General features: G+C 53.9%; 27 protein-coding genes and 1 pseudogene. 5 read left to right on the plus strand and 23 right to left on the minus strand.

Annotated features, from left to right (window positions below; genetic code table 11):
• Positions 1-9: 9 nt before the first annotated feature.
• On the minus strand, positions 10-741 hold the full coding sequence (lptB, locus tag VI25_RS16255; RefSeq protein WP_045689874.1) for an LPS export ABC transporter ATP-binding protein: 732 nt from the start codon (positions 739-741) through the stop codon (positions 10-12).
• Positions 742-856: 115 nt separating this feature from the next.
• Positions 857-2695: a hypothetical protein gene (locus VI25_RS16260; RefSeq protein ID WP_045689875.1), complete on the minus strand. Its 1839-nt coding sequence runs from the start codon at positions 2693-2695 to the stop codon at positions 857-859.
• Between the two features lie 168 nt (positions 2696-2863).
• On the opposite strand from VI25_RS16260, the gene VI25_RS16265 reads away from it, so the two are divergent.
• Positions 2864-3229: a MauE/DoxX family redox-associated membrane protein gene (locus VI25_RS16265; RefSeq protein ID WP_045689876.1), complete on the plus strand. Its 366-nt coding sequence runs from the start codon at positions 2864-2866 to the stop codon at positions 3227-3229.
• Between the two features lie 54 nt (positions 3230-3283).
• On the opposite strand, the gene recJ is transcribed toward VI25_RS16265, so the two are convergent.
• From recJ to pdhA, 14 genes and pseudogenes are all read right to left on the minus strand, one after another.
• A complete protein-coding gene (recJ, locus tag VI25_RS16270; protein WP_045689877.1) occupies positions 3284-5005 on the minus strand; it encodes a single-stranded-DNA-specific exonuclease RecJ in 1722 nt (573 codons plus the stop codon).
• A gap of 413 nt (positions 5006-5418) precedes the next feature.
• The gene (locus VI25_RS16275; RefSeq protein WP_236705082.1) at positions 5419-7266 is read right to left on the minus strand and encodes a tetratricopeptide repeat protein; all 1848 of its coding nucleotides are present in this window, start codon (positions 7264-7266) and stop codon (positions 5419-5421) included.
• 191 nt (positions 7267-7457) lie between these two features.
• On the minus strand, positions 7458-7757 hold the full coding sequence (locus VI25_RS27065; protein WP_236705083.1) for a hypothetical protein: 300 nt from the start codon (positions 7755-7757) through the stop codon (positions 7458-7460).
• Between the two features lie 82 nt (positions 7758-7839).
• A complete protein-coding gene (locus VI25_RS16280; RefSeq protein WP_236705084.1) occupies positions 7840-9582 on the minus strand; it encodes a SurA N-terminal domain-containing protein in 1743 nt (580 codons plus the stop codon).
• A gap of 276 nt (positions 9583-9858) precedes the next feature.
• On the minus strand, positions 9859-10134 hold the full coding sequence (locus VI25_RS16290; RefSeq protein ID WP_045689878.1) for a hypothetical protein: 276 nt from the start codon (positions 10132-10134) through the stop codon (positions 9859-9861).
• Positions 10135-10146: 12 nt separating this feature from the next.
• Positions 10147-10722 carry an LPS export ABC transporter periplasmic protein LptC gene (gene lptC, locus VI25_RS16295; RefSeq protein ID WP_072144839.1) on the minus strand — a complete coding sequence of 192 codons (576 nt, stop codon included), beginning with the start codon at positions 10720-10722 and terminating at the stop codon, positions 10147-10149.
• A 10-nt stretch (positions 10723-10732) separates the two neighbouring features.
• A complete protein-coding gene (locus VI25_RS16300) occupies positions 10733-12079 on the minus strand; it encodes a hypothetical protein (RefSeq protein ID WP_052695461.1) in 1347 nt (448 codons plus the stop codon).
• Positions 12066-12809 carry a type III pantothenate kinase gene (locus tag VI25_RS16305; protein WP_045689879.1) on the minus strand — a complete coding sequence of 248 codons (744 nt, stop codon included), beginning with the start codon at positions 12807-12809 and terminating at the stop codon, positions 12066-12068. Before VI25_RS16305 ends, VI25_RS16300 begins: the two co-directional genes overlap by 14 nt.
• 159 nt (positions 12810-12968) lie before the next feature.
• Positions 12969-14744 carry a pseudouridine synthase gene (locus VI25_RS16310; protein ID WP_052695462.1) on the minus strand — a complete coding sequence of 592 codons (1776 nt, stop codon included), beginning with the start codon at positions 14742-14744 and terminating at the stop codon, positions 12969-12971.
• 181 nt (positions 14745-14925) lie between these two features.
• On the minus strand, positions 14926-15309 hold the full coding sequence (locus tag VI25_RS16315) for a TraR/DksA family transcriptional regulator (protein WP_045689880.1): 384 nt from the start codon (positions 15307-15309) through the stop codon (positions 14926-14928).
• Between the two features lie 291 nt (positions 15310-15600).
• Positions 15601-16077 (minus strand): 6,7-dimethyl-8-ribityllumazine synthase, encoded by a 477-nt coding sequence (ribH, locus tag VI25_RS16320; protein WP_045689881.1) that lies wholly within the window; start codon positions 16075-16077, stop codon positions 15601-15603.
• A gap of 159 nt (positions 16078-16236) precedes the next feature.
• Positions 16237-16809 carry a tetratricopeptide repeat protein gene (locus tag VI25_RS16325; RefSeq protein ID WP_316934342.1) on the minus strand — a complete coding sequence of 191 codons (573 nt, stop codon included), beginning with the start codon at positions 16807-16809 and terminating at the stop codon, positions 16237-16239.
• A 56-nt stretch (positions 16810-16865) separates the two neighbouring features.
• On the minus strand, positions 16866-17006 hold the full coding sequence (locus VI25_RS28565) for a hypothetical protein (protein WP_316934343.1): 141 nt from the start codon (positions 17004-17006) through the stop codon (positions 16866-16868).
• A gap of 50 nt (positions 17007-17056) precedes the next feature.
• Positions 17057-18228: pseudogene (gene pdhA, locus VI25_RS16330) on the minus strand (pyruvate dehydrogenase (acetyl-transferring) E1 component subunit alpha).
• Between the two features lie 66 nt (positions 18229-18294).
• On the opposite strand from pdhA, the gene recF reads away from it, so the two are divergent.
• From recF to VI25_RS16345, 3 genes are all read left to right on the plus strand, one after another.
• Positions 18295-19407, plus strand: coding sequence for a DNA replication/repair protein RecF (gene recF / locus VI25_RS16335; RefSeq protein WP_045689363.1), 1113 nt, complete (start codon positions 18295-18297; stop codon positions 19405-19407).
• Between the two features lie 26 nt (positions 19408-19433).
• Positions 19434-19808: a DUF721 domain-containing protein gene (locus tag VI25_RS16340; protein WP_236705085.1), complete on the plus strand. Its 375-nt coding sequence runs from the start codon at positions 19434-19436 to the stop codon at positions 19806-19808.
• A 225-nt stretch (positions 19809-20033) separates the two neighbouring features.
• Positions 20034-20594 (plus strand): acyl-CoA thioesterase, encoded by a 561-nt coding sequence (locus VI25_RS16345; protein WP_045689361.1) that lies wholly within the window; start codon positions 20034-20036, stop codon positions 20592-20594.
• A gap of 881 nt (positions 20595-21475) precedes the next feature.
• Here the strand turns inward: VI25_RS16345 and VI25_RS16355 are convergent.
• Positions 21476-22111: a glycerophosphodiester phosphodiesterase family protein gene (locus tag VI25_RS16355; RefSeq protein ID WP_173664798.1), complete on the minus strand. Its 636-nt coding sequence runs from the start codon at positions 22109-22111 to the stop codon at positions 21476-21478.
• 17 nt (positions 22112-22128) lie between these two features.
• Positions 22129-22386, minus strand: coding sequence for a glycerophosphodiester phosphodiesterase family protein (locus VI25_RS28950; protein WP_201783319.1), 258 nt, complete (start codon positions 22384-22386; stop codon positions 22129-22131).
• Positions 22387-22455: 69 nt separating this feature from the next.
• On the opposite strand from VI25_RS28950, the gene VI25_RS16360 reads away from it, so the two are divergent.
• A complete protein-coding gene (locus VI25_RS16360; RefSeq protein WP_045689359.1) occupies positions 22456-23073 on the plus strand; it encodes a hypothetical protein in 618 nt (205 codons plus the stop codon).
• A gap of 104 nt (positions 23074-23177) precedes the next feature.
• Here the strand turns inward: VI25_RS16360 and VI25_RS16365 are convergent, their stop codons facing one another.
• The 5 genes from VI25_RS16365 to VI25_RS28575 all read right to left on the minus strand — a co-directional run.
• Positions 23178-23453, minus strand: coding sequence for a PLD nuclease N-terminal domain-containing protein (locus VI25_RS16365; RefSeq protein ID WP_052695359.1), 276 nt, complete (start codon positions 23451-23453; stop codon positions 23178-23180).
• Positions 23454-23565: 112 nt separating this feature from the next.
• Positions 23566-24150: a rhomboid family intramembrane serine protease gene (locus VI25_RS16370; RefSeq protein WP_236705086.1), complete on the minus strand. Its 585-nt coding sequence runs from the start codon at positions 24148-24150 to the stop codon at positions 23566-23568.
• Between the two features lie 114 nt (positions 24151-24264).
• Entirely contained in the window at positions 24265-25236 is a 972-nt protein-coding gene (locus VI25_RS16375; RefSeq protein ID WP_045689357.1) for a polyprenyl synthetase family protein, read from the minus strand.
• A gap of 202 nt (positions 25237-25438) precedes the next feature.
• Positions 25439-26062 carry an RNB domain-containing ribonuclease gene (locus tag VI25_RS28570; RefSeq protein WP_052695358.1) on the minus strand — a complete coding sequence of 208 codons (624 nt, stop codon included), beginning with the start codon at positions 26060-26062 and terminating at the stop codon, positions 25439-25441.
• Between the two features lie 11 nt (positions 26063-26073).
• On the minus strand, positions 26074-26679 hold a 606-nt coding region (locus tag VI25_RS28575; RefSeq protein WP_316934344.1), incomplete at its 5' end, for an RNB domain-containing ribonuclease.

Consider the following 26679-nt stretch of genomic DNA (forward strand, 5'->3'; position numbering starts at 1 on the left):
TACTAGTAGCTAAATTTTTCGCTTCAACTCGAAATGCTTACCCAAGTATACACGCCGCACCATTTCATCGGCGGCCAGCTCTTCGGCGGTGCCAGCCTTAAGCAGCTTACCCTCAAATAGCAGGTAGGCCCGGTCTACGATGCTAAGGGTTTCATTCACGTTGTGGTCGGTGATGAGGATGCCTATGTTTTTATGCTTGAGTTTGGCCACAATACCCTGAATTTCCTCTACGGCAATGGGGTCTACGCCGGCGAAGGGCTCATCTAGCAACACAAATTTGGGGTCTACGGCTAGGGCACGGGCAATTTCAGTGCGTCGTCGCTCTCCCCCGCTTAGTACCCGGCCCAAGTTTTTGCGCACGTGCGTTAGGCTGAACTCGTTGAGGAGCTCTTCTACCTTGTCCAGCTGGGCCTGCTTAGGCATGTCCGTCATTTCCAGCACCGACAGCACGTTTTCCTCCACTGTCAGGTCTCGAAAGACAGAAGCTTCCTGGGCAAGATAGCCAATACCGAGGCGGGCCCGCTGGTAGATGGGCAGCTTGGTAATATCCTTATCATCGAGGAAAATACGGCCTTCATTAGGCTTAACCATGCCCACCGTCATGTAAAACGAAGTGGTTTTGCCCGCGCCGTTGGGACCCAGCAACCCCACAATCTCGCCTTGCTCAACATGCAGTGACATGTCGTTCACCACGGTGCGTGACTTGTATTTTTTGATTAGGTGTTCAGCGCGTAAAATCATCGGTAGCAAAGATAAGGACAGGTAAGCGCTAGTATCGTGACACAGGGAAGGCACTCGGACCACGAACGGGGGTAGCAGTACCGCCGCCCCCTTCCGCAGACAACTAGCCGAAGTGCTACCCTTTCAGTAGCCCATCGCGCAATGCCTGCTGGGCCGGCGTGGGTGCGGGAGCTGCTTCTACCAGGTTTTTCACTTCTACGTCGAACTCCCGGGGGGTAGCTGTGCGCTCCTGCTCCGGAGTGTTTTCGTGGCGGAATTTTACGCGTACCGGTTCGGTATTTTGGGGCTCTACCAATGGGCGTAGCAGCTTCTCGGCGTTTTGCATGGTTACGGCCTGCCCGTTTATAGCCACTATCACGTCGCCTTCTTGCAGGCCGAATGCGTTTTCCTCCGCCTTGGTCTTCACGGCCCGGAACTGATTTTTTTCTTGATCGTACGCAAAGCCGATGTTGCCGAAGGCTTTCACTTTGGTTTGAGCCACGGGCGCATACGTCCACCCTATTTTTCCGAAGTACTCGGCTAGCGGCAAGGGCTTGCCACCAATTACGTACTGATCAAAGAATGCTTGCAGCTGCGGATTGGTCAGCGCCACAATTTCAGGGATAAGCTGATTGTCCTCAAACGAGCGGTCGGGCCCGTACTTTTCTCGTAGCGCAAGCAACACGTCGCGCAAGGTTTGGCGGCCCTGGCTTAGCTCCCGAATCCGAATATCCAGCAGGAGCCCAATGAGGGCACCTTTGTCGTACACGTTTTGGTACATGTCTTTGTAAGGAGCCTCCAGAATGCGGCGGCTCATCTCCGTAAACGACACATCTTTGTACTGCTGAGAGTTGTCGATTTTGGCTTTCATGCGGCTGCGAAACTCATCGGGGCTGATGAGGCCGCCGCGCACCTGCACCAGCTGCGACACGTACTCGGTTACGCCTTCGTAGAGCCACAAGTGCTGCGACATCTGTGGGTTTCGGAAGTCAAACTCGCCAATCTCGCGGCTGTGGATGTTGAGCGGGGCCAGCATGTGCAGAAATTCATGCGAGGCTACTTCGAGCACCAAGCTGCGCATACGGTCCTGGTCCGGAAATTCAGGTAGGAAGTATAGGGAAGAGTAGCTGTGCTCCATGGCCCCGTAACCGCCGCTCATGCTCACCAGAGGCGAGTTGAGGCTGGGAAAGTACATTAAGAACTGGTAGCGGGGCACCGGCATCTTACCGAAAAACTTCGTCAGGGCTTCGGCCATGGGGCGCAGCATTTCACTTACCTGAGTAGCCTTCACCACGCCGCCTTCCGACATAACGGCCACGCCAATGCGCGCTCCTCCCGTGCTGAAGCTAGCCGTATCGGGCTTGCTGTACAGGATGGGGCCATCGGCAAGGGTAACGTAGCTGTTGGCCGTGAAAACATCCTTGGTGGCCGACTCCCGGCGTACGTCGAGGGCGGAGGCCCCGTAGAGCTCGGCGGGCTTCTGCACGCTTACCTGGTAGGGCTGCATCTTGTAGCCTTCGAGGTAGCCGTAGAAACCGTAGTGGTTAATGGTAAAGTTGCGGCCCACATCAATATTGGTACCACCGGGCTGGAAGATAAACGAGTCGTCTTGTTTGGCGTCCCAAGTGTCGTCTACCAAGTACTCTAAGCGCGCCAAGTTTTGGGCTTTGTCGATGACGAACAAGTTAGGCCCATTGTACTTCACCTTCAGTGACTTGCCTTTCTTATCGTACGCCTTAAAGCTTGTAACGAAGCGTCCATAGTCTTTCTTGGAATAGGAGCCAGGTACTACTGAGGGCATCACGTACGTAACCTGCTCCTCCTTCACGGGCGGCGTATTTACTACTACTCGTACGCGGTCATTCTGCACATGCTGCAAATCAAGAGCAATCTGATAGCCGGGTCCGGCTTGCTGGGCTACTACCGGCGCAGTGCCAGCTAATATCAGCCCAAGGGCCAGATAACGCGTTTTCATCAAGAAAATATAAATAAGTTAGACAACAGCCTAAACGCTGCTGCAAGGTACACATTGCCTACGCGTGGTTATTGCTCTAGCTCAACGATGACAACCTATGGCCTACTACCAGGGTACACAAACACCTAGCCCTAACGTAGGGCCCTGCTACTTCCTTCCCCTTCCTTCATGCCTCAGTACAGAAAGATAAGCCGCTACGTGCTAGCCGGGCTGTTTACTTTCGCGGGTATCGTGCATTTTCTTTCCCCAGAAATCTTTGTGCGTATCGTTCCTCCTTACCTGCCGGCCCCTCTCCTACTAGTGTATGTGAGCGGGATGGCTGAAATTGCCGGCGGGTTGGGACTGCTTGTGCCGACTACGCGCCGCATGGCTTCTTGGGGCCTTATTCTGCTACTAGTAGCCGTGTTTCCGGCCAATGTATACATGCTCCAATCCTATGAAGGCAGCAGGCTACTCCCAGTTTGGGCTTTGTGGCTGCGCCTCCCCCTGCAAGTAGTCCTTGTTGCCTGGGCGTGGTGGATCCGGAAGGAATAACTGATAGCGTTTGCTGCTGCGTGCCTAACAAGACCTTCGCCGTCTTCTAATCTTCTACTCCCAGCGAATGTCTTTCACGCGAAGCTGTAAGTTCTTCACTCCTCGGAATTCGTTCATTTCTACCGTGTAGCACACCTGAAATGGCTCGCCGCGCAGAATTCGCTCGTGGTACTCGCCTAGTCCGAAACCAATGGCGTCTACCGTATGACGGCCGTCCTGGGTAAGGGTCAACTTCAAGTGCGAGTTGCCGACAATCCGGGCCGAATCGGGAGTAGCATACACCTTATCCGACATAAACACAGGATTGGAATTGCCCGGGCCGAACGGTTCCATCTGATGGAGCAGGTTGAAGAAGCTGGGCGTAATATCCTGCAGTGCCAGCACTTGATCGATTTCAACTGGGGGAATCAGTTGCTCCGGCAAAATGCGGCCTGCTACAATGCGCTCAAACTTCTCGCGGAAGGCCGGCACGTTTTCCACGGGTAGCGTAAGGCCTGCCGCATACATGTGGCCGCCAAACTGGTCTAGCAAGTCGGAACACTCTTCGATGGCCTGGTGCACATCGAACCCGACTACTGAACGGGCCGAGCCAGTAGCCTTCCCGTTGCTTTCCGTCAGAATGATGGTAGGGCGGTAGTACTTATCAAGGCAGCGCGACGCTACAATGCCTACTACGCCCTTGTGCCAGTCCTGCTTGAAGAGCACGGTAGTACTAGCCGTGCGGAGCAAGGCATCTTGCTCAATCATCTCCAAGGCTTCCTTGGTAATGCTGGTATCAAAGCCGCGGCGCTCCTGATTGGTTTTGTCTACTACGCCAGCTTTGTCTTTTGCTTCAGCCGTAGTTTCGGCCAAAATCATAGCCACGGAACGCTTGGCGTCTCCCATGCGGCCCGCCGCATTGATGCGGGGCGCGAAGCCAAAGACCAGGCTACTGATGTTCAGTTCAGCGTTTTGGATGCCCGCCAACTCACGCAGCGCATCGAGGCCGGGGCGCTGGGGGCGCTGCCGGTCATTCAACAAGCGCAAGCCGTGGTAAGCCAATGTGCGGTTCTCACCGGTAATAGGCACAATATCGGCGGCAATGCTGACAGCCACCAGGTCTAGCAGCTCATACAGCGGTTCCTCGGGTAAGCCTTGGTGCTGGGTGAAAGCCTGCATGAGTTTGAATCCTACTCCGCAACCAGAAAGCTCCTTATAGGGATAAGGACAGTCGGCCCGCTTGGGGTCGAGAACGGCTACGGCCTCCGGCAAATCGGCGCCGGGCAAGTGGTGGTCACAGATGATAAAATCGATGCCGCACTGGTTGGCGTAAGCTACCTTTTCCACGGCTTTTACTCCGCAGTCGAGCGCAATAATGAGTTGGTAGCTATTGTCTACCGCGAAATCAATACCGGCTTCTGAAACCCCATACCCTTCCTTGTACCGGTCAGGAATATAGTAGTCGATGCGAGAAGGGCCGAAGAACTCGCGCAGGTAACTAAAAACCAGGGCAACGGAGGTAGTACCATCCACGTCGTAATCACCAAATACTAGTACTCGCTCCCCCAAATGCAGCGCCCGCACTAGGCGGTCCACGGCGCGGTCCATATCGCGCATCAGCATAGGGTTGGGGAGGGTAGCCAGGGCTGGCCGGAAATATGCGCGGGCTTCCTCAAAGCTGCAAACTTTGCGCTGGCAGAGCAGGCCGATGACAGCCTCGTTGACGCGCAAGGCGTCGGCCAAATGCCGTACTTGTTCAGCGTCGGGCGCGGGCTTGCGAATCCATCGTTTTTCCATATTCTGCCAGAACCCATACTGGCTATACCTTCAAAAGTACGAAGAAAAACCGCGGTTTCGGCTCCCTTTTTCCATCAGCTAGTGCGGATGTTGTAGCTTTGAAACGGACAGTTTAGGACGCAAATTCTACTTAACCAGCAAGGACACAGCAACAACCACTGCCCTACCCCCGGCTATACTTCTGCTAATGTCAAAGCTTCGTCAGTTCTTTCAGGAATACCGCCAATACATCCTCTCCGATGGCCTGATGTACGTAGCCTTTATCGTCATCCTAGGACTGATGTTTTTGTTCTTCCGCTAACCCACGTCGTTTCTAGCAGGCCGTTTTGGGTTGAGGCAGAACGTGTATGCCAGGGCTTCGCTGACCACGCTTCAACTCACGCAATACAGTAGGCGCAGCATCGGCAGATGGCTTAGTTTACTGCGTCGCCGCGTAGTTTGCGGAACCGCTTACGGGCCTCGGCCACGTAGATACTGCCGGGGTATTTCACCAGCATTTGATTGTAAAGCTGCTGGGCCTTGTCGCGGTCTTGCAGGTTTTCTTCCTGAATACTAGCGGCCAAGAACAAAGCGTCGTCGCTTAGCACGTCGTACTTTGGATTGGCCGTGATTTTCTCTAGCGTACCAATGGCGCCTGGGTAGTCGCCAGTGCGGCGTTGCAACTGGGCTTTCAGGTACCAAGCATCGTCTTGCAGAGCGTGGCCGGGGTACTTTTGCAACAGAGCATCAAGGCCACGTAGGGCCTCCGGAATCTTGTTTTGAAATACGAGTTGCTCTACGGCGGCATAGTCATGGAGAGCTACGCCGGCCGTATCCATGGCCGTATTGTCGGTGATGAGCAGACTGAGCTGCATAGCATCATTGGCAATTTCACGGCTAGTAGCTTGCTTCAGAATATCAAGGTGAGACTTGGCCAGTTTAAAGTCGCCGGCGAAATAGCTAAGACGAGCGTTGCGCAGCTTGGCTTCGTACCCTAGCGGCGTATCCTTGTGCGACTTCTCGACCTGCGAATACAGCAGCGTTGCTTCCCAAGGCTCTGCCCGAAGCAGGTAGATGTCCGCCAAATCAATTTTGGCTTGGTCCACTACCTCTAGGCTGGCACGGGGCATGTCGATTACCTCTTGCAGCAGCTTCATGGCGGGCTCTTTCTCATCTAGTTGAAAAGCCATCAAGGCCGCCATACTCCGCAGTACGGGAGCCGTTTCGGGCGTGCGGCCCAGCTCTTGCAGCACCTGCTGGTACTCCTGCAGCAGGCCCCGTAGTTGGGCTACGTTTACGGGGTAGGTAGTGCGCACTTGCTCTTCGCGGGTCTGCACTAGGCGCTGACGCGCCAAGGCGTAGAAGGGCTTGCCCCGATACTCGCGCACCAAGTAGTCGTAGCCCTGAATTGCGCTTTCGTAGTCCTTGTTGCGGCGGGCAATTTCGGCTACTTCCAGCACCCGCTGCCCATCCGTGCGGCCCCGACGGTCGAGGGCTTTGGCTTGGACAAGGGCGCCCGTAAAGTCGCGGCGCTGTACCTGCAACCACAGCAGTAATTCGCTGTACACGGTGCGGTCAGGGTTCTTCTGCACCAAGCCAATGAGCTCTTTCTCTAGCGCCTCAAAGTCCTTGTCTTCTTGCAGGCTGTTTTGCAGCATGTTGCGCACAAAGGGCAGCTGGTGTTCATCGTCCTGCAATAACCGTAGCGTTTCACCCATCACCTTATCCTGCTGCCCGCTCTGGGTGTAAAGCTGAATTAGCTGAGGCGAAAACTCAGTGTCGTTTCTGGCTACTTCTCTTCCACGCAAGTAGGTTTTTACGGCCCACTCCGGCAAGCTTGCTTTTTGAAACTCTGCCGCTACGGGCACTACCTGGGCAGTAGTCAGCTGACTTACCACCCGCTCATACTGCTTTTGGGCTGCTGCTTGGTCGTTGGCTTTGGTATACACGCCCCCCAGCAGCACACCTAGCGTGGGGTCCTCTGGGCGTTGCTTGAGCGCGCGCTTTACTAGCTTCTCGGCGTCTTTGTGCTTTGCCAGGTTTTGCAAAGAAGCTACATAGTCGGGCAGAATAGCAGATGCCGTTTGGTCTTCGTTGCGCAGCCGCCCGAAGAGGTAAACGGCTTTTTCACTTTCCCCCTTGCGCGCATATTCCCGAGCCAGGGCAATGGTGTTGCCTTCGCTCTGGGCTTTCCCCGCGGTAGGAATCAGGAGGTGCAGCCCACCCACCAGGGCCAGGGCTACACCTCCCTTTTGCAAGACCGAACGTAGCTGCATCTTCATAAAAGCAGAACTAAAAAAGTAGTAAGGAAGTGCGCCCGCAGGCTGCTACCATCCAGTGAAGGAGCAACGGCCGTCCTTGCCTCCCCCGTTCAAAAGTCGAGGTATAAAGTTGCGGCGCTGCATCAACGCCAAAAACAAAAAGGGCCGTACCCGAAGGTACGGCCCTTTTTAATTCTTGAGAACAGTATGGTTTAGAAGAACTTCGTGCGCTCGTCTTTCACGTTGGCATGCTGCTTAATGGCCTCATACGTAAGGTTGTCGGTGCGGGCAGCGCGCTGGGCCATCAACTGCTGGCGAACAGATTTCACGTCGGTAGGTACTGTAGGCTTTTGTACACTTACGGCTTCTACTACCAGTACACCCTGCTCACCCTGGAAGGGGGCAGACTTCTGACCGGGCTTCAGCCCGAAAGCCTTGCCGACAGCCAAGGGCTCGTTGCCAACGCCAGGGAGTTGGCCAGTGCCCAGCACTACGTTGTCCGCCGTTTTCACTTGGGCGTTGGGGCCGTAGGTTGGGCCATTTGCTCCAATGAGCCTTTAGCAGCGCTCAGCTTCTTGATGATTTGCTCGGCTTTCAACTCGTTGCGCACCAGGCAGATACTTCTGGCTTCACGCTGGCAACGTCGGCAACTCCTTTCGTCCGCTCGCCAGTCAGAACCGCAATAACGTACTGGTCACCAATTTCAAATACTTCCGATACATCTCCTACTTGGGTAGGAGTGCCTTCGGGGTTGAAGCCGTAAGCCCAGCGTACCAACTGACGAGCACCTTGCAGGTTATTCACGGCTTGCTCGCCGCGGCCGAGGCCTTTGGCTTCTACTTTCTGCAAAGACTTATCCTTGGCTACTGCCTTCCGGAACGACTCTAGGTCGGTAGCTTCGCCCTTCAACTGCTGCGCTTTCTGGTAAGCTGCGTCGCGGGTAGCATCGGTAGGCTGAATGGTCTTTTGCACAGCGGCCACCTGGTAGGTCTGGGTGGTTTTGGGCGCGGTGATTTTGATGATGTGGTAGCCGAATGACGTTTTTACCGGAGCAGGTAGCAACCCGGCCGACGTAGCGCCGAATACTGCCTTCTCAAACTCGGGTACCATGCGGCCTTGCTGGAACCAGCCTAGGTCACCACCGGTGGTGGTAGTACCGTCGGTACCATACTGGCGGGCCATAGCGGCAAAGTCGGCACCGCCTTTGATTTTGTTCAGGATATCGGTGGCTTTGGCTTTGGCCGCAGCATCAGCTTCGGGCGTGGTACCCTCCGGCTTAATCAGGATGTGGCTAGCACGAGCAGCCGCTTGCGCGCCGGCTTTCTGGCCGGTTACTTTAAACAGTGAGTAAGTGCCGTTTTCAGCGTAAGGTCCGTACACTTTGCCTACTTGCAAGGGTAATTGACCACGAAGCTTCTCCGGCATATCGGCCGGCGAGAGGTAGGCCGCGTTATAGGGCTGATCTGAGTTCAGCTTTGCAAACAGCGAGTCGTTAGGAGCAGTAGTAAACTGGGTAGCCAGTTCGTCTACCGTCTTCCGTACGGTAGCACTATCTTCTACCGAGGCCGTAACCGGAATGGTCACGTATTCAATAGAGCGGCCATCCTCTACTTTGTAACGGCCTTTGTTCTTGTCGATGTAAGCTTGCACCTGCTCATCCGTAACCTTCACGCTCGAATCGGAGATGGTGAAGTAGGGCACCAGTAAGTACCGTACGTTGGCTTTGCTATTCTGAGCTTCGTCGAAGCGCTTGGCTTCGGCAGCCGTTACGTAGGTACTCAGTTTGAGCAGGTTGTTGTATTTCGCAGCTAGACGCTCAGGCCCTAGGTTGGCTTCGAAGTTGCGGAAGGCCTCCTGAGTCTGAGGGGGTAATTTGTCGAGGTTGCGGAGGTATTCAATAACCTTGGTTTTGTCGAACTGCCCAGTCTGCGGATCAGTAAAGGCTTGCCGGATGCTTGGGTGAATGTTGTTCCCCTGCACCATATCCGTCAACTCATCGTCCGACACTTTCAGTCCTAGCTTGTCAAACTCCTTCTGGAAGGCAATGCGGTAAAGCGTCTGGTTCCATGCCTGGTCGCGCAGGTAGCCCATAGTATTCTCATCGGGCTGGCGGCCTTGCTGAGCAATGAAGGCCTGCTTGGCTTGTTCCAGGGTAGCATTGAACGTCTCATAGTCCACTTTCTCCCCGGCTACTTCGCCCACTACCCGGTCGTTGCCAGCAAAGAGGCTATTGCGGCCGTAGAGGAAGTCCCCCCCCAACATGAAGAGCAGCAGGCCGATGATAATGGCCCCGACTGCCCAGCCCGATTTTTCTCGGATTGTGTTAATTAATGCCATTTACTTGAAAAAAAGCACAGGTAAAAAAGTGGAAAGAGGTGCAAAATAACCAGAAACCCCCGGACATTCAAAGGGCGCAGCGAAGTGAGCTTGTGCGGTAAGCCACGTGGCCTCCTTGGCAGTAGCAAGAATCTGTTGTTCTGTGTATTCGGTGGCTATAATGACACCGGACCTCGCTTCTCCAAAACCTGCCACTGCAGGAGTGGTAGTTTGGACGAAAGGAGGTCCGGAGGTAGGTACTGCACAAGCAGTATGCACACTATACAATATGAGATACTACCGCTTTTTGCCACCCGTTTTTTTGCGGGCCGGGGCAGCGGCGGCAGCGGCTTTTTGGGCGGCTTCCGCGGCCGCAGCAGCTTCCTTGGCGCGCTGCTTGAGGTAGCGGTAGCTGATCAGGAAGCCAAAGGAGAGCATGAAAAGCCAGTAGTTGCGGTACAGCCCATCCATCTTACCGACCGCTAAGGTTTGGTAGCTGGCAATTACAAACGTGACGAGGGCTAGGGAGAACAGAATAGTGCGCCCGAGGCCCGGGTCCCAAAAACGTTTCATGGCAAGCAGCGGTTAGCGAGAACTAGCAGGCGCCGGGGCGGAGTTAACATCAAAAACTCCTGTCGGCGTCAGAATGGTGTAGCGGGAGAAGTCTTGGTTAGCCGTTAAGCCTTTCCCCGTCAGTACTTCGGTGGGCGTTGTAACCCGTACTTCGGTGGTTTCCTTGGTATAAATCAGCGCCTTACCTGTGTCGTAGAAAGCTTCTTCGGTATTCATCCGCTGTTGCTTTTCTACGTTTGATACCCGCACGTTGCCGCGCACAATGTACAGGCTCTTCGCCTTTTCCTTCTTGCCGTAGTTGGCCTCAATGGTATTGACCACTTTGCTACCATCTTCCGACAAAAAGGTAAGACTGAGCCCTTTAGGAAAAATCTGGTCGCCATTTTCGAAGTCCTGCTCCAGCGGCGCCTTGAGGCGGATACGCAGCTTGGCTGAGTCGCTAACGAGCATGAGCACGTTTTCGGTTTCTATCAGCGGCCCCGTGTACGAGACTGGTTTAACCACTTCGTCGGCTTGCTTCTGGCAGCTACCGAGCAGCAGTACAACTAGCCCGCTTATCCAGAGCAGATGTCGCCCATACGTATTCATAGTACGTCCGTTACTCAATGCGGCGCTTGATAAACCAGCGGTTGTTGAGCGTGACGCCCAATTGCATGCGCACGTAATCTTCTTTCACGTTACGCTCCGAAACACCCGTTGAGAGGCGCTGCACATCTGTGTTGCCGCGCTGCCCATAGATGAAGCCTAAGCTAATGGTTGTGCCGTCGAGCGGAGTAGCCGTGGGAAGCGGAAATGCGAAGCCCCAGCTTACTGCCCGGTCATACAGAGTATTACCACCGGGGCGGTAAGGCAACTGTGCTACGCTAAGGCCAGCCCGGTAAGTAACGCGACGGAAGTAATTATCTACGGCAGTTGGGTCAGGAGTGAACTCCCCACCAATACCTCCTCGGTAGGTATCGCTCAAGAGCACGCCAGAAGCACCGCCTGCTTCGCCAAAGGCGACGAACTTGGACCACTCCTGCCGCGAGCCATCAAGGCTTAAGCTCCAGTTGCGGTTGTTATCGAAGCTAACACCTACTTGAGCTAGTGCTGGCACGGTAGCTTTACCTGGCGCATCGGTTTCCAGCGCGGTAGAGCTAAGCTGCAACTGCTCTAATGTTTCCCGGTTCTGAGAAATAGAACGCTCCCCATTCAAATTTGACTGGAAGCTGTATACCCCACCCAGGTTGAAATTCACTTTGTCATTCACTTTGCCCCGGTAATGGATGCCGGTTCGGAAAGCAAAGTCAGAGTAATGCACGTGGTAGATGTTCACGTCCCGAACGGTATTGGCGTCCGTTGAAGAAGGCGTAATAACGGTAGTAGCGCGCTGCTGATCAATGCTACCAAACACGTACCCTACCGATGCTCCTACAACCAAGCCCTTAGCAATGCGCACAGAGTGGCTGGTGTACGCTTCAGCTAGGTCGCCGCTACCCTTGTACTCATTGTTGGCCGTTGAATTTGGGTCACCAATAACTGGGTCAACAGTAACTGATTCGTAGTCGACGGAGCTGTAAGGTTTGAGGCCAATAGAGCCAGCCCACCGCCGCGAAATAGGAAAGGCCAGTGCTAGGTAGCTTAGGTTTGCGGAGCCTGTACGCTGAGAGCTTACATTGTTGCGTAGCGTTTTAAACTGGGCACTGTAGCCAGCTTCAAACGTGGTACGCGACGTGTAGTACAGCATGGCCGGGTTCAGCTCGTTCACGTTGGTGCTGTTCGGAGCTGCCACGCCAATGCCACCCATACCCATCTGCCGGACGCCCCCCATGTTGGAGTTCGCATCGCCGAGGCCTAAGCGTGAATAGGGCGAGTTGCCCAGGCCCTGTCCGTAAGCCAACGGAGCTACCAGCAACCCTAGTAGCGAAAGACCACCAGCAAGGCCGGCGAAATTAGGTTGAGACATGATGTACTAAAATTCGATGAAGCCCAATCAGCACGAGCTCCGGTACGACAAAGATAGAGCCTTTCAGCCGGGCATGGAAGAAGGCCGCATCACCACCGGCTAGCACTACTGCTACCTGTGGGTATTGATCTGCGTAGTCGGCCAGTAAACCACGTACTTCAGACGCAGCCCCGTTCAACACGCCACTCCAAATAGCCGATTGAGTATCGGTGCCCGTAAGCGGCACTACCTCGTCGGAGGCAGCAGGCCACTCTAGCAACGGCAAACGCCCCGTAAACGTGTGTAGCGCACGGAAGCGCATACCCAAACCAGGTGCAATGCTCCCCCCACGAAACGTACCCGTTGCATCCACAAGGTCGCACTTGATAGCTGTACCAGCATCTACTATTACCACGTTTCGGTGTGGTAGTAGCCAAGCCGCTCCTACTGCCGCTGCCAATCGGTCGGCCCCCAGCGTCTGGGGAGTAGCGTAAGCATTGCCAATTGGTAGCGGCGTAGCGGCGGGCACGAACTCCAAGACCCGGCCAGGCACAAGCGGTTGCAGTTCGGCAGCCCAGGCAGTAGTAGGCTCTGCTACCGAAGCAACTATTGCGTGGGTGGGTTGCAGCCGTTGCACAGCATCCCGGATTTGGTCCGGCGTCTGGTGCGAGGCGGATTCAACTAGTACGTCATCAGCAAAGCAACCGTACTTCACGGCCGTATTCCCAATGTCGAGGGCTAGAGTGCGCACTACTAGGCAAGAAATAACTAGTGAAAGGTGAGGTCAGGAAAGCGCAAACGCTACGAAGCACTTGGTTTCACTAAGCTTAGCACACCTCCAACTAGGTAGCATCTGAGCTTTCCCGATTTTCACCACTAAGAGCCACCCGCTAAGCAGGTGGTTGCGTGCTTACATAAAATACTTCAGGCGAATAACTTCCTTCTCGTTCAGGAAACGCCACTTGCCGCGGGGCAGGTCCTTCTTGGTCAGACCTGCGTACTGCACCCGGTCCAGCGTTACGACGTCGTACCCCAAGTGCTCAAAAATGCGGCGTACGATGCGGTTGCGCCCCGTATGAATCTCAATGCCTACAAAGTGGGCATTACCGGCTACTACTGCCACATCATCTACCTCGGCTTTACCGTCTTCCAGTTCCAAGCCTTCTGCAATCTGGCGCAGGTGCTCCTCCGTCAGCGGCTTGTCGAGCTCTACTTGGTAGATTTTTTTGTTCCGATTCGAGGGGTGAGAAAGCTTCTGGGCTACCTCTCCATCGTTGGTGAATAGCAACAGACCCGTCGTATTTCGGTCCAGGCGACCCACGGGGAAAATCCGCTCCTTAGAAGCTCCTGCTACCAGTTCCATCACCGTACGACGGCCTTCTGGGTCATCGGTGGTAGTAATGAAATCCTTTGGCTTATTCAGCAGTACATACACCTGCTTTTCCCGGTTCAGATTGGTCTTGCCGTACTGCACCGTATCCGTGGGCTGCACTTTGTAACCCATCTCCGTTACTACCTCACCGTTCACGCGAATCTCACCGGCTGCAATCAGGGCATCGGCCTCCCGGCGGGAGCAGATACCAGCATTGGCGATGTAGCGGTTCAGACGAGTAAGGTCACCGGCTTGGTCGTCTTCTTCGCGGCGACGCTTGTTGCCACGGGTTTTGTCCTCTTCGTAGAACTTTAGGTTTTTGTAGTCAGGAGCTTCGCCCGCTATGTCTCCGCGCTTGCGCTTACCAGCTTGGTTGGAATCTAGGTCGCGGCCCGTATGCTTGTTGCGGGCGGGGCGCTCCTCAAAGGAGCGCGTAGGCCGCTCATCGCGTCGGTCGGTACCGCCAAAACGTTTTTCACCGGTACCACGCGTGTCACGGTCTGCACTATAGCCGCTTGGGCGTGCTGTCCGCTTCTCACCAAAGCTACCTCCACCGTAGCCACCTTCACGGCGCTCCGTTGCTTGACGGCGTGGGGGCTGTTCATTGGCGTCTAGCTCGCTTGGCCGACCACGATAGTCGAAAGGCCGAGCACTACGCACTTCACGGTCAGGGCCACTTGCGTCCCGGCTGCGGTCAAAGCCTGCATCGGAGCGGGGTGCGAAGGTGTTGCTACGTGGGGCCGGAGCATCCTGCTCGTATGGGTTCTGCTTGTTGAACTTACGGTTCCGCTCGCCAGGTGCACCGCGTGGTACGGTAGGCTTGCCTTCCTGCTGGTAGGGCTGGCCCTGCCACGTTTTCCTAGCCTCGTAGGGGCGTACTGGACGCGCCTCTTCGCCGCTCCGGTCATTGTCACGCCGGTCATCGAAGCGACGCGGAGCGCGCTCGTTACTAAAGTCGCGCCCTGCACCAGAGCGCTGCCCAAAGCCGCCGGGGCGTCCTTCCCCACTGCGGTTGAAGTCACGACCACTCGATGGACGCTGACCAAAGCTGCTACCTGTAGCGCCAAACTTCTTGGGACCACCAGAGTTGGAAGTGCCAAATTTCTTAGGGCCGCCAAATCCGCTGCCCGTGCCACGACCAAATCCTGACCGGTCGTTGGGAGCGTCGCTGCGGTTGCTGCCAAAACGGGCACCACCAGAAGTGCTCCGGTCGTCGCGGCTAGAGCCTGAAAACTTGCGGGATCCTTCGCTACCAGGTGCGGTGCGGGAGGGACGACGGTTGGGCGCATCGCCCGAGTAATGTTTCTTGCCCATATGGAAGAAGCGTAAGTGCCGTATCGCTACGGTACAAGTGAAATAAGTAGTGCAAAGAAAGACGGTGTACACCGCAAAGGCGAAACCACCAGTCTAAGAAAACAGTGCCCGGACTATCGGCTCGGTCTTCAATGAAAGACTACGGCCGCTAATCCGGGCTATGCGTAAGTAGTGTAATGCGCTAGTCGCGACGGGCCATCTTGGCCTCAATCGAATGTTGCGTGTGGGGTACAGCACGCAGGCGTTCTTTCGGAATCAGCTTACCGGTGCCAATGCAAACTCCATAGGTGCCGTTTTTGATGCGTACTAGGGCATTCTCGAGCTGTTGGATAAACTTCATCTGGCGCGAAGCCAGCTGGTTCAAGCTTTCCTTCTCAGCCGTGTCGGCGCCATCCTCCAATACCTTCGACGACGAAGCCGTGTTATCGGTACCAGAGTCGTTCTTCCGGCTTAGCGTTTCTTTAATGAACACTACCTCCTTACGGGCGGCTGTGAGCTTGTCCTGAATGATTTGCTCAAACTCAGCCAGCTCCTCCCTGGAATAGCGTAGGGGTGCTTCACTCATGTTAATGCAGGAAGATTAATGGTGATTGACGATAATTAGAATCCCAGCCAGTAGTAGGCCCTAACCCGTTGGCCATCCAACAGATGGCACAGGAAATTAGTTTACCACACCAACTTCCGTCTTGCCCCGTGAAGAGCTAGGGTGTGGCACTCCCACTACAACAGGGTGTTTCCGGGCACAAAGCTACGCTTTTGTCTCCGAATCAACTATTAGCCATTAACGCTCAACCGTTCAGGTTCAATATCCTGCCAGAAAGCGCTTCCATATTTGGAATGACGTAGTCTCCTACTGTTAGAATCCGAGCATGTGAATAGCAGCTACTGCTGCTTCAACGCCCTTATTACCATGCTTACCGCCTGCCCGATCCCAGGCTTGCTCGAGGTTGTTGGTAGTTACCACCCCGAATATGACGGGTTTGTTAAATTTCAGGGCAACGTTGGTTATCCCGTTGGCTACCGCATGACAGATGTAGTCATCGTGCTTAGTGTCGCCTTTGATAACTACGCCTAGACAGATTACAGCGTCTATCTCCTCATGCTGTGCTAGCAATTGCGCCCCCAACGTTAGCTCAAAGCTACCGGGTACAGTGTTCCGAAATACATTCTCTGCTTTGGCCCCGTGCTTGAGTAGCGTTTCTAGTGCGCCTTGGGCCAGGGTATCCGTAATGTCGCGGTTCCACTCCGCTACAACCAATCCGAAGCGCTTCTCGGAGATATCAATAAAATGGTCGGACGTATAGTCACTGAGGTTCTTGAGCGAAGTAGCCATGTAAGGCAGAATTTACTAGGTGCAGAAAATCACTTGGGGTACTGCCGACAAAGATAGGCCGAACGCCTCCTTCGTATGGTAGTTCTCAAAACAAGAAGAGGCAGCCAGTGGCTGCCTCTTCTTGTTTTGAACTGTTGGGCTAAGCTTGTAGATGCTGACCTACTTGCCAGCCAAACCCTCAGCCCGTGCCTTATATTGACGAGCTTCCGCGGCCTCAGCAGCAGCTGGATATTCCGTCAGGATCTTGTCGTAGGCGCTGATAGCTCCCGCGTAGTCATTTGCTAGTTCCCGGGCAGTAGCCTCCTTCAGCAAATAGATAGGCGAGAAGTACTCGTTGGCATTGTGGTTAGCTGCCTTGTTGTAAAAGTCAGCAGCTTCCTTGTTCTGGTTTTGCTCCAGATGGGCGTCTCCTAGCAGAGCGTAAGCCCTGGCTTGCACCAGCAAGTCATCGGAGCTAAAGTCTTCCAAGAAATCGACTGCTGCCTTAAAGTTACCCTGCTTGAGAGCAGCGGCACCCGCGTAGAAGTTGGCTAGGTTTCCAGCGTCGGTTCCACTGTACTCGCTAGCTATGCGCTCCAAGCCCAGGTTCCGTCCGTCGCCTTTCATTGCCTGCTGCAAAGAATCGGCTTCCCAATAATCCACTGCCTGGAACATAGCCGCCTGCGCTTTGCCATCTTGTGAAGAGCGCCATATGTAGTAGCCAAAGCCACCAGCCACAGCCAGCACTACCACGGCTAGTAGCCCTAACAGTACACTCTTGTTACGGCGCAGGAAATCTTCCGAGTTTGCTAGCGGGTAGCCAGTGCGTCGGGGTCTTCCAATAGCGGGTGCTCCGGGTTGTACGCCTCCACTGGTTGGAGCGGATCGGACGTCACCTGTTGCTGCTGGCGGGCCTGGGGACTTTTGCCCGTGAAGGGAATTTTGGACATGAGGATAACTCAAAAAGGCGGCGTGAGGCCTACTTAACTTGCGCGCCGTACTAGTCGCGGATATAAGGATAATCCTGCTGTACGTACACGTCTTTATATAGCTCGTCGGCCGTTGGGTAAGGCGAATTTTCGGCGAAGTCTACCGACTCTTGTACCTGTACTTTAATCTTGTCATCAATGGCCGTTAGCTCCTCCTCAGTAGCCATGTTGTGCGTGAGGATGGTGTGGCGTACGGATTCGATGGAGTCGCGCGAGCGGTAATCTTCTACTTCTTCCTTGGTACGGTACTTCGCCGGGTCGCTCATGGAGTGGCCCTTATAGCGGTAGGTCTTGAACTCTAGGAACGTTGGGCCTTCGCCAGCACGAGCACGCTCAGCAGCCCGAGCTACCGCGTTATGCACGTCTTCTACGTTCATCGCATTCACGGGCTCCGAAGGCATGTCGTAGCTCTCACCTAAGGTGTAGAGTTCGGTTACGTTCGAAGTACGCTGTACCGAAGTACCCATAGCGTAGCCGTTGTTTTCTACCACGAAGATGACAGGCAGCTTCCATAGCATAGCCATGTTGAAGCTTCGTGCAACGCACCCTGACGAACCGCACCATCGCCCATGTAGCAAATGCACAGGTTGCCCGTTTTGTTGTACTTCTCAGCAAAGGCAATTCCAGCTCCCAAGGGAACCTGCCCACCTACGATACCATGACCACCGATAAAGTTTACGTTCTTATCGAAGATGTGCATGGAGCCACCTTTGCCCTTGGAGCAGCCGGTTGCTTTCGCAAACAGCTCAGCCATGATGGCGTTGGGTGAGGTGCCCAGCGCTAGCGGGTGAGCATGGTCCCGATAAGCGGTAATCCACTTATCATCTTTGGTCAGAGCCGAAACGGCTCCGGCAACGCATGCCTCCTGACCAATGTAGAGGTGACAGAAACCTTTAATCTTCTGTTGACCGTAGAGCTGACCAGCCTTCTCCTCAAACTTGCGCATGAGCTGCATTTGCTCATACCACTGCAAGTACGTCTCCTTCGGAAACTCAGGGGTTTCGGGTGTCGTCGCTCGTGGAGCGCCGGTTGCGGCTAGAGCCTCTTCGTTCGAAGGGGGCAATACCGGATCTGGTTGCTTTACCGTATCGGTCGCAGCCTTTTTGGTTGCAGCTTTCGGGGCCGACGATTTTTTCGCCGAATTGGAAGCCTTTGGGGCAGCCTTTACTTTCGTCTCCGCCATCTTGCTTTCGGTTGTTCGCGTTTGGGATGCGAAAGTACGTAAAAGGATTGCAATTCCGAACCTCGCATGACTCTCGAAACGCTGCACCTACTTTTCTTTAAAAATTACGATGAAGCCAATCTGCGCTTCTCCTCCCATATCAACTGTTTCGTAGGTGATAATGGCAGCGGTAAAACCAATTTACTAGATGCTATTCACTACCTCTCGCTAACTAAGAGTGCTTTCACGTCTACTGATGCAAACAGCATTAAGCAGGGCGAAGAGTTCTTTGTAGTAAAGGGGCGCTTTCAGTCAACAAAGGATGACAAAGGCGAGCTAATTCAGTGCAGCCTGCGTGCTGGTCAGAAGAAATCTGTGCTACACGACAAGCAGCCCTACGACCGCATCTCTGACCATATCGGGCGCTATCCGGTGGTTCTCATCTCTCCCTACGACACGGACTTGATTCGGCAGGGCAGTGAGGAGCGCCGTAAGTACTTCGATAGTCTTATCTCCCAGCTCGACCATGAGTATTTGGAACTACTCATCAAGTACTCCTATTTACTTAAGCAACGCAACTCCCTGCTCAAGCTTGCCACGGATAGACAAGGTGGCTATGACCGTGAGTATTTGCTTGTGCTTGACGAGCAACTGGCCCCACTTGGAGAGCAGCTTGTGGCACGCCGGCAAGAATTTCTGCACGAGTTTGAGCCCATCTTTCAGCGCCACTATGAACTACTTGCTGATGGGCGGGAGCAGGTGACCCTCACATATAAGAGCGACCTTCCAGGGGCAGACTTCTTGAAGCTACTGCGGCTACAGGAACGAAAGGACCTGAGTCTTCAACGAACTACCGTGGGCCCCCACCGCGACGATGTCACTTTTCTGATGGATACCATGCCTGTAAAAGGCTACGGGTCCCAGGGGCAGCAGAAGTCTTTTGCCATTGCGCTTAAGTTGGCACAGTTTGAAATCGTTGCAACTCGTCAGCAGCAAAAACCCCTGCTTTTGCTTGATGACATTTTTGACCGCTTGGATGAGAAGCGCATTACTCGCCTCATGCAACTCGTGGCAAACCGCACATTCGGGCAAATATTCTTGACCGACACGCACTTGGAGCGTACCGACCAAATTCTCTCTGCCCTATCCGATGACATTGCCCGGTTCCGAGTGGAATTGGGGGTTGTGAAGCCGCTATAGGACCCTGGTTAAGTATCTTTGTAGAGGTGCCGCTGCTTTGGCATCTGCGCGAACTTCGCGCGCGTTATTTTACTGCAATGGCATTTAAGAAACTTCCCTTGTCTGAAAATTCCCGTCAGTCAGACATCGTTCCGCTGAAGGACGGAATTAAGTCGCTGCTACGGGCCTACCGGCTTCAGGGAAAGCTAAATGAAGTAGTGGTAGTAGCTAGCTGGGAGAAGGTCATGGGAAAGGCAGTTGCTTTAAAAACCCAGGAAGTCTACGTGAGCAACAGCAAGCTTTTTGTTCGTCTCTCCTCCGCCCCGCTCAAGCACGAGCTTGTAATGGCTAAGACCCGCGTTTTAGAAATCATCAATGCTGAGGTCGGGGAAGAGGTTATCAAGGAAGTGGTCTTTCTCTAACACGCCCCCCCTTTCTCCTCAAGGTAATTATATCAGTTCTCTCCTTCACACCCTTTGTAAGCCGCCGTCTAAGGTTCTGCCTTGGGTAGCGGCTTTTACTTTTCTTGTTGGGTCATGCTCGTTTGAAATTTACATCTGTTGAGGTTCTTTTAGCTGGCACCCTTTCGTGCAATAGTTGAACTGTCCACTACCACCAACCAATCTAGGTTCTTCACTTATTCTTTGATGACTTCTCTCCTACCCGACTACCGCCCGGTTTCGTACTCTCGAGTCACGCTCACCGAACTCATGATTCCATCCTATGCGAATTTCGGCGGCAAGATTCACGGCGGCATCCTACTCTCCCTAATGGATAAGGTTGCGTACGCCGCCGCCTCCAAACACGCCGGCACCTATTGCGTGACCGTGAGTGTGGATGGGGTCAACTTCCTTCAACCCGTTGAGGTCGGCGAGTTGGTATCATTACTTGCTTCTGTGAACTACGTTGGTCGAACTTCTCTACTAGTCGGCATCAAGGTTATTGCCGAGGACGTTCGTACCGGAACCGTGAAGCACACTAACACTTCCTACTTCACCATGGTCGCCAAGGATGACGCTGGTAAGCCTACTCAAGTACCCGGCTTGTTGCTCGAATCACAGGAGGACACCCGGCGCTTTTTAGAGGCTATCAAGCGCCGTGAATTCAATGCGCAGTACCGGCAAGAATTTGACAATGCCCGCACCATTTTGGCGGTTGACCAGGAGCTGCATTTACTACGGCATGAGCGTTGCCAAATAGGCTACTGAGCACTCCCCTTCTAGTCCTTATTGATTCTCACAAAGGCGCCTGCTTTAGCTCCCAGTTCTAGGGGTTGAAGCAGGCTTTTTCGTGTCTTACTTAACCTAGTTACTTATACGACTTGCAGCGCGGCGGCTGGCTTGTGTATACCTCTTTTGCTACCCTAATACAACAAAAATGTTTCACGTGGAACGTTTTTGTTACCTGGGCCCATACACTTTTAACAACAGCTCATTGTAAGCTTCTAGAAGGCTGATGTATTTCGTTTGAAGAGCTAAAAGCTGTTTCGTGCAGTCAGGCTCGGGCTGTTGTAACGATTGTGTTTTGGAGGGTACCGCAGAGCCGGACGTAGGCGATACAGACTGCGTTACAAAAGGCAACGCAGTCTGTTCCGATGTTGTAAAGTCTTGCGAGAAGTCGTGTCCAATAAGATCACCCACCTTCTTTACAAAACCGTAATCCAAGGTTTCCTCCTTGAATTTACGGTAGATAGTAGGACGTGTAATACCTAAATCGTCCACGATACGTGTAATGGAAATACCGCTGTTTTTGATGGCTTCCTGAAGGATTTCGCCTGATGTGACATAAGACAGACCGTAACGTGAACACAGTGTAAATATGTAAAATATGTATCAAAACACACATACTTAGTGTAAACACTTACACTGTAACACAAAAAATGTAACACAGCTACACCGTTACACTTATACACATATGTTACATAATATAGATACACTTTACGTGATACAAATCAGTGTTACACACCCTGTATAAGTACTGAATACCGTAACGCGAAAGCCCCAGAATATACTCATTTGAGTGCATACTGGGGCTTGAACAAGGAATGATACACTGTACTGTCAGTGTGTACTAGGGCAGTACATGGCAATCACGAATGACGACCTAGCAGCGCGAGCAATCGGTCAGGGTAATCTGTGGTGATGCCAGCAGGACGAGACGCTAAGACACGCTCCATATCGGGAAGCTCATTGACTGTCCAAGGCACGAGTTGAATGGTAAAACTGAGTAGCTGCTGTACCAGTTCTGGCGTCACGAGATGATGGCTGGGACCGTACACAGCGGGTACAAACCCAAGCTCTCGAAGGTGTTCTTCGAAGGGTATTTCGTCCTCCACCAACAGGCAAAGAGGTAGGGACGGATAGAAGATACGAGCCGCCTGAAGCACCCGTTTATCGAAGCACAATAGTGTAGTTCGGGCGAGTACTTGGGCCCGATCCAACTCCTGTACAACGGCCAATACAAAGGCTTCTGGAGCGGGATGGAAAACCCCGTCGCCATCCGAAGTGGACTTAAGTTCGATACTGAACTTAACCGCCGGACGCCCTAGTTCCTGGGTCCGCAACTCGGCATCCTGCAAGACCTCTTGCAGCAACGGTTTGTAAGCGGGCGAGGACTTTTGCTCTGGAAATCCGGGATGTTGGGTGAGCCCGCAGTCGTAGGTTTGGATGGTACTGTAGGGTAGCGTGTATAGGTTAGGAGGAGTAGCGACGGCGACCGAAGGCAACGGTTTACCGTCGGGAGCTAGGCAGATAGTAGGCGAAAACCAGGTTCATGCGAGACGACTACCTGCCCATCGGCCGACAGAACAACATCCATTTCCAGCACATCAACCCCGAGAGCGAGGGCATGGCGAAAGGCTTGGAGCGTGTTTTCAGGGTGTAAGCCTCGGCAGCACGATGGCCGTGAACTTCCACGGCAGGAAAGGAATTGGTACTCATAGAGCCGGAAGATTGATATGCGAATGTGTACGTCAGAGTATGGGCATAAGGCACAGAGCAAAGTTCACATTTGGCAGACTGCCCCTATTTCTCCTTCTTTCAAATCCCACTACTCTCCCCCTACCACCCTATGAAAAAGATGGTTTTATTCCTGGTGCTGGCTGCGCTGGCCTTAGGTGGCTTTTTGTATTACCGTAGCCTCCGCACAACCCCGGAATACTCGCTATTGCAGGCTGCTAAGGCAACACAGTTACACGACATGAAAGAGTTCGAGCGCTACATTGATGTGAATAGCGTAACGAGCCATCTAGTAGATCAAGTAGCTGACCAAGGCAGCACCCTGGCGTCATTGGCCCCGGTCAGTATCGGGTTGGAAGGTGTACTGCGAATGCTCAAGCCTCAGCTTACTCAGGCGGCGTATACAGAAATAGAGCGCTACATTGAAACTGGCTCGGTGACCGCCGCCGCGGAGGCGAACGTAAGACGCCCTATGGGAATTTCTCTCATGGGTCTCATTGGTACCGTTGTGAGCCCCAAGAGCCAGTTTAAGGGAGTGAAGTATACCCGACAGGAAGGCGAAGCTGCTTTGGTTGGCCTGGAATTCAGCCAGCCTACATACGACACTACAATGGTACTAGAAGTAAAAATGCTGGACCGGGGCGACCATTGGCAAGCCACAGAAATCACCAATACCGGCGCTATTCTAAAGCAGGTAGCTCGGTTGGAAAAACGGAAGCGGGGCATGTAAGCACTCTAGCAAACCCCTAGTTGAATACGCTTGCGTTATAAGCAAACGAACCCGTTGCAGATGCTGCAACGGGCTCGTTTGCTTGTAGGAGGTTCTGGATGACCTTACGCTTTGCCGCGACCAGCAAACAGGTAGTAGAGGATCAGGCCACCCAAAGGGAAGAAGAATATAATGGCAGCCCACAGGACTTTCTTACCAATCGACCAGGGCTGACGGAATACGTCAAACAGGGCCAGTACATCGAGTGCCAGTACCACATAGCCCCAAGTAGCTAAGCTACCATCGGCATTGAAACGGGCACAAGAAGAAGTGATGAGCATGAGCGCCAAGATGGGCGCCATCGTTGCCATGCGGCTGAGGTGCGGAGTGAGCTTATTCATGATGCAGGAGAGAGTGTGATTGGTTGTATTTCAGCACTCTCTACGGCAGCTACCAGAAAATAGATATTGAATAGTCACTATTTACAAAGTCAACTACTTGATTATAAAATAATTAATTTAAAAAACCGCTGATTTCGTCCCAGAATATGACTCCCGCTTTAGGGATTAGGATGAGGGTGACGACGATGCCATACAAAGCCCCGTAAAAGTGAGCGTCGTGATTAATATTATCGCCTCGGCGGCGGCCCATGTAGTAAGAGTAGGCCAAGTACAGGAAGCCAAAAATGAAGCCTGGGATACCAAGCTGGGGAGGCAATGGGAACACACCAATCTTGCTGGTGGGGTTGAACAGGATAGCCGCAAATACCACCGAGGCTACACCACCGGAAGCACCCAGGCTCCGGTAGTCAGGGTCGGTGCGGTGGCGCAGGTAGGTAGGAATATCTGATACAACGATGCCGCCTAGGTATAGCAGCAGGAAGTACAGCAGACCATTGGTAGGGCCGAAAACGCTTACGAAGATGGTCTCGACAATTTGGCTGAAGGAGTAAAACGCCAGCATGTTGAATAACAAGTGGCCGAAGTCAGCATGCAGAAAACCGGAGGTGATGAACCGATACCACTCGTTGCGGCGCCGGATCTGGTTAGGATTTAAGATCCAGCTGTCCATGAGCTCCTGGCTGGACCAAGCGTACATAGAAATACCGCAAGTGAGTGCCACTAACACCAAAGTAGGACTAAGGTTGAGCATAAGTAGGGAAATGACGAAGAAGGAGGGCGTACGCTACAAGACGGGGCGTTGGGCAGTTGCTTATTGCTCCCGCTCTAGGAGTTGGAGTGCGAGCTGATGCAGGGGCTTTTTGCGCGATTCAGGGGCCGCCACGCGCTCCAAGTGCTGCAGGGCATCCAGGAAGTATTCGTTGATTAGCGCTTCGGTTTGAGGGCGTATTTCGAGTTCATCATAGATAGCTCGTATGGCTTGCACTTTCGCTTCTGGATCAATCACCGGCTGACCAATGTGCTGGCCCAGTACGGCGCGCTGGGTGTTGGTGGCCTGCGCCTGCGCCATGAGCAGCAAGTAGGTTTTCTTGTCACTCACAATGTCGCCACCCACGCGCTTGCCAAAGGTGGCCGCGTCGCCGTACACATCCAGGAGGTCATCGCGCAGCTGAAAGGCCACTCCAATCCCTACTCCAAACTGGCGCAGGTGGCCGGCATCGGCCCGAGAAGCACCGCCAAGCAGCGCGCCTAGCTCCAGGGCAAATCCTAGAAGTACGGCCGTCTTCAGCCTGATCATATCGAGGTATTGTTGAATGCTGACGTCCGTCTCGGTCTCGAAGTTCATGTCCCATTGCTGCCCCTCGCATACCTCGGCGGCCGTTTGAGAAAAGCGCCCTAGCACATACGCCAGCAACTCCGCCTGCACACCCAGAAATAGCTCATAGGCCCGCACTAGCATCACGTCGCCGCTTAGGATGGCCACGTTAGGATTCCACTTCTCGTGCACGGTAGCCTTGCCGCGACGCAGCGGTGCCTGATCCATCAGGTCGTCGTGGAGCAGGGTAAAGTTGTGAAATACCTCCGTCGCTAGGGCAGGCTTAAGCGCCGGCTCTAAGTCATCAGTAAAGATGTGTGCCCCGAGTAGGGTAAGTAGCGGCCGGATGCGCTTTCCGCCCAGCGCCATGATGTAGCGGATAGGCTCGTAAAGAGCTACTGGCTTCTGGCCATACTGTAGCGTAGCCAAAGCAGAATTGATGCGGTCAGTGAGTTGGGAAAGGTCCACGGAATGGGCTAAAAGTTCGGATGGGAAAGGTACGGAGGAAATAAACGGAGGGACGAGAATGCTCAACTTCCACCTACCACATACGGTACAGCTTACCTCAACTCCCGAACGCAGGGCCGCGCTGCCCTTGCCAAGCCGGCCAAAAAGAAAAGCCCCAGCGCCAAGTGAGACGCTGGGGCTACCCAGTAAACAATAGAAGAGACTACCGGCGGCGCTTACCACCGCTCCGCTCGGGGCGGTAGCCGCGGCGGCTTTCGCGGCCCGCGTTGCGCTCCTCCCGTTCGCGGTTCTTCACGAAATCCGGGCGGTCATCTACCAACTCGAAATCGATGGTGCGGTCGAGCAGGTTGGCGGCTTTCACTACTACCTGCATCTCATCACCAAACTGAATGATGCGCTTGGTACGCTGCCCCACGAGGCGGTAATTGTCCTTGTCTAGCTCGAAGAAGTCGCCAGGAATGTCGGCCACGCGGACCATGCCCTCGCACTTGTTCTCCTCGATTTCAACGTAGAGTCCCCACTCCGTCAGGCCCGAAACAACGCCTGTGAAGGTGTCGCCAATACGGTCCTGCAGGAACTCCACTTGCTTGTACTTGATACTGGCCCGCTCGGCATTGGCGGCCAGCTTCTCCCGCTCCGAGGAGTGCTTGCACTCTTCCTCAATGGGCTCTACCTCCACGTTCTTGCCACCCTCTAGGTAGTGCTCCAAGAGGCGGTGGGCCATCATATCGGGGTATCGACGGATGGGGGAAGTGAAGTGGGAGTAGTGGTCGAAAGCCAAGCCGAAGTGGCCGCGCGGATCGGTAGTGTACGTTGCCTTGGCCATGGTCCGAATAGCTAGCGTCTGGATGACGTTTTGCTCGGGCCGGCCACTACTTCACTGCTCAAGTCGTTCAGCTCGTTGCTCAGCTTCTTGGGGTTGGTGAGGTCAAGCTGGTGGCCAAACTTCTGAGCGAAGAGAGCAAAGTTTTGCAGGCGCTCTTCATCGGGGGCATCGTGCACGCGGTACACCATAGTGAAGCGCGGCTTCCGATTCTTGAGCTTGAACACGAACTCGGCCACCTTCCGGTTAGCTAGCAGCATGAACTCCTCAATCATCTTGTGGGCGTCCTTACGCTCCTTCACGAACACATACAGCGGCTTGCCCTGCTCGTCGAGCTTGAACTTCACCTCCTGCGTTTCGAAGCTGATGGCCCCCTGCTTAAAGCGGGCTGCGCAGAGCTTCTTGGCAATGCTATTCATCAGCTGAATCTCGGCGGTGTAGTCTGCCTCCAGCCCTTCGATGCGCTCCTGAGCTTCTTCGTAAGCGAAGCGCCGGTCGGAGTGAATGATGGTTTTGCCAAACCACGAGTTGTAGAGTTTGCCTTTCTCGTCGAGTTCAAACACGGCCGAGAACGTCAGCTTGTCTTCGTGGGGGCGCAGGGAGCAGAGTCCGTTGGATAG

The organism is Hymenobacter sp. AT01-02, from assembly GCF_000961955.2.
GTDB lineage: Bacteria > Bacteroidota > Bacteroidia > Cytophagales > Hymenobacteraceae > Hymenobacter > Hymenobacter mucosus.

Coding starts and splice junctions, on each gene's coding strand:
- VI25_RS16275 (WP_236705082.1), bottom strand. CDS start 7,266: ATGAAGATGCAGCTACGTTCGGTCTTGCAAAAGGGAGGTGTAGCCCTG.
- VI25_RS16265 (WP_045689876.1), top strand. CDS start 2,864: ATGCCTCAGTACAGAAAGATAAGCCGCTACGTGCTAGCCGGGCTGTTT.
- VI25_RS16280 (WP_236705084.1), bottom strand. CDS start 9,582: ATGGCATTAATTAACACAATCCGAGAAAAATCGGGCTGGGCAGTCGGG.
- VI25_RS16360 (WP_045689359.1), top strand. CDS start 22,456: ATGAAAAAGATGGTTTTATTCCTGGTGCTGGCTGCGCTGGCCTTAGGT.
- recJ (WP_045689877.1), bottom strand. CDS start 5,005: ATGGAAAAACGATGGATTCGCAAGCCCGCGCCCGACGCTGAACAAGTA.
- VI25_RS16260 (WP_045689875.1), bottom strand. CDS start 2,695: ATGAAAACGCGTTATCTGGCCCTTGGGCTGATATTAGCTGGCACTGCG.
- VI25_RS16370 (WP_236705086.1), bottom strand. CDS start 24,150: ATGTACGCTTGGTCCAGCCAGGAGCTCATGGACAGCTGGATCTTAAAT.
- VI25_RS16290 (WP_045689878.1), bottom strand. CDS start 10,134: ATGAAACGTTTTTGGGACCCGGGCCTCGGGCGCACTATTCTGTTCTCC.
- VI25_RS16310 (WP_052695462.1), bottom strand. CDS start 14,744: ATGGGCAAGAAACATTACTCGGGCGATGCGCCCAACCGTCGTCCCTCC.
- VI25_RS16345 (WP_045689361.1), top strand. CDS start 20,034: ATGACTTCTCTCCTACCCGACTACCGCCCGGTTTCGTACTCTCGAGTC.
- lptB (WP_045689874.1), bottom strand. CDS start 741: ATGATTTTACGCGCTGAACACCTAATCAAAAAATACAAGTCACGCACC.
- ribH (WP_045689881.1), bottom strand. CDS start 16,077: ATGGCTACTTCGCTCAAGAACCTCAGTGACTATACGTCCGACCATTTT.
- VI25_RS16315 (WP_045689880.1), bottom strand. CDS start 15,309: ATGAGTGAAGCACCCCTACGCTATTCCAGGGAGGAGCTGGCTGAGTTT.
- recF (WP_045689363.1), top strand. CDS start 18,295: ATGACTCTCGAAACGCTGCACCTACTTTTCTTTAAAAATTACGATGAA.
- lptC (WP_072144839.1), bottom strand. CDS start 10,722: ATGAATACGTATGGGCGACATCTGCTCTGGATAAGCGGGCTAGTTGTA.
- VI25_RS28565 (WP_316934343.1), bottom strand. CDS start 17,006: ATGTCCAAAATTCCCTTCACGGGCAAAAGTCCCCAGGCCCGCCAGCAG.
- VI25_RS16365 (WP_052695359.1), bottom strand. CDS start 23,453: ATGAATAAGCTCACTCCGCACCTCAGCCGCATGGCAACGATGGCGCCC.
- VI25_RS16300 (WP_052695461.1), bottom strand. CDS start 12,079: ATGTCTCAACCTAATTTCGCCGGCCTTGCTGGTGGTCTTTCGCTACTA.
- VI25_RS28570 (WP_052695358.1), bottom strand. CDS start 26,062: ATGGCCAAGGCAACGTACACTACCGATCCGCGCGGCCACTTCGGCTTG.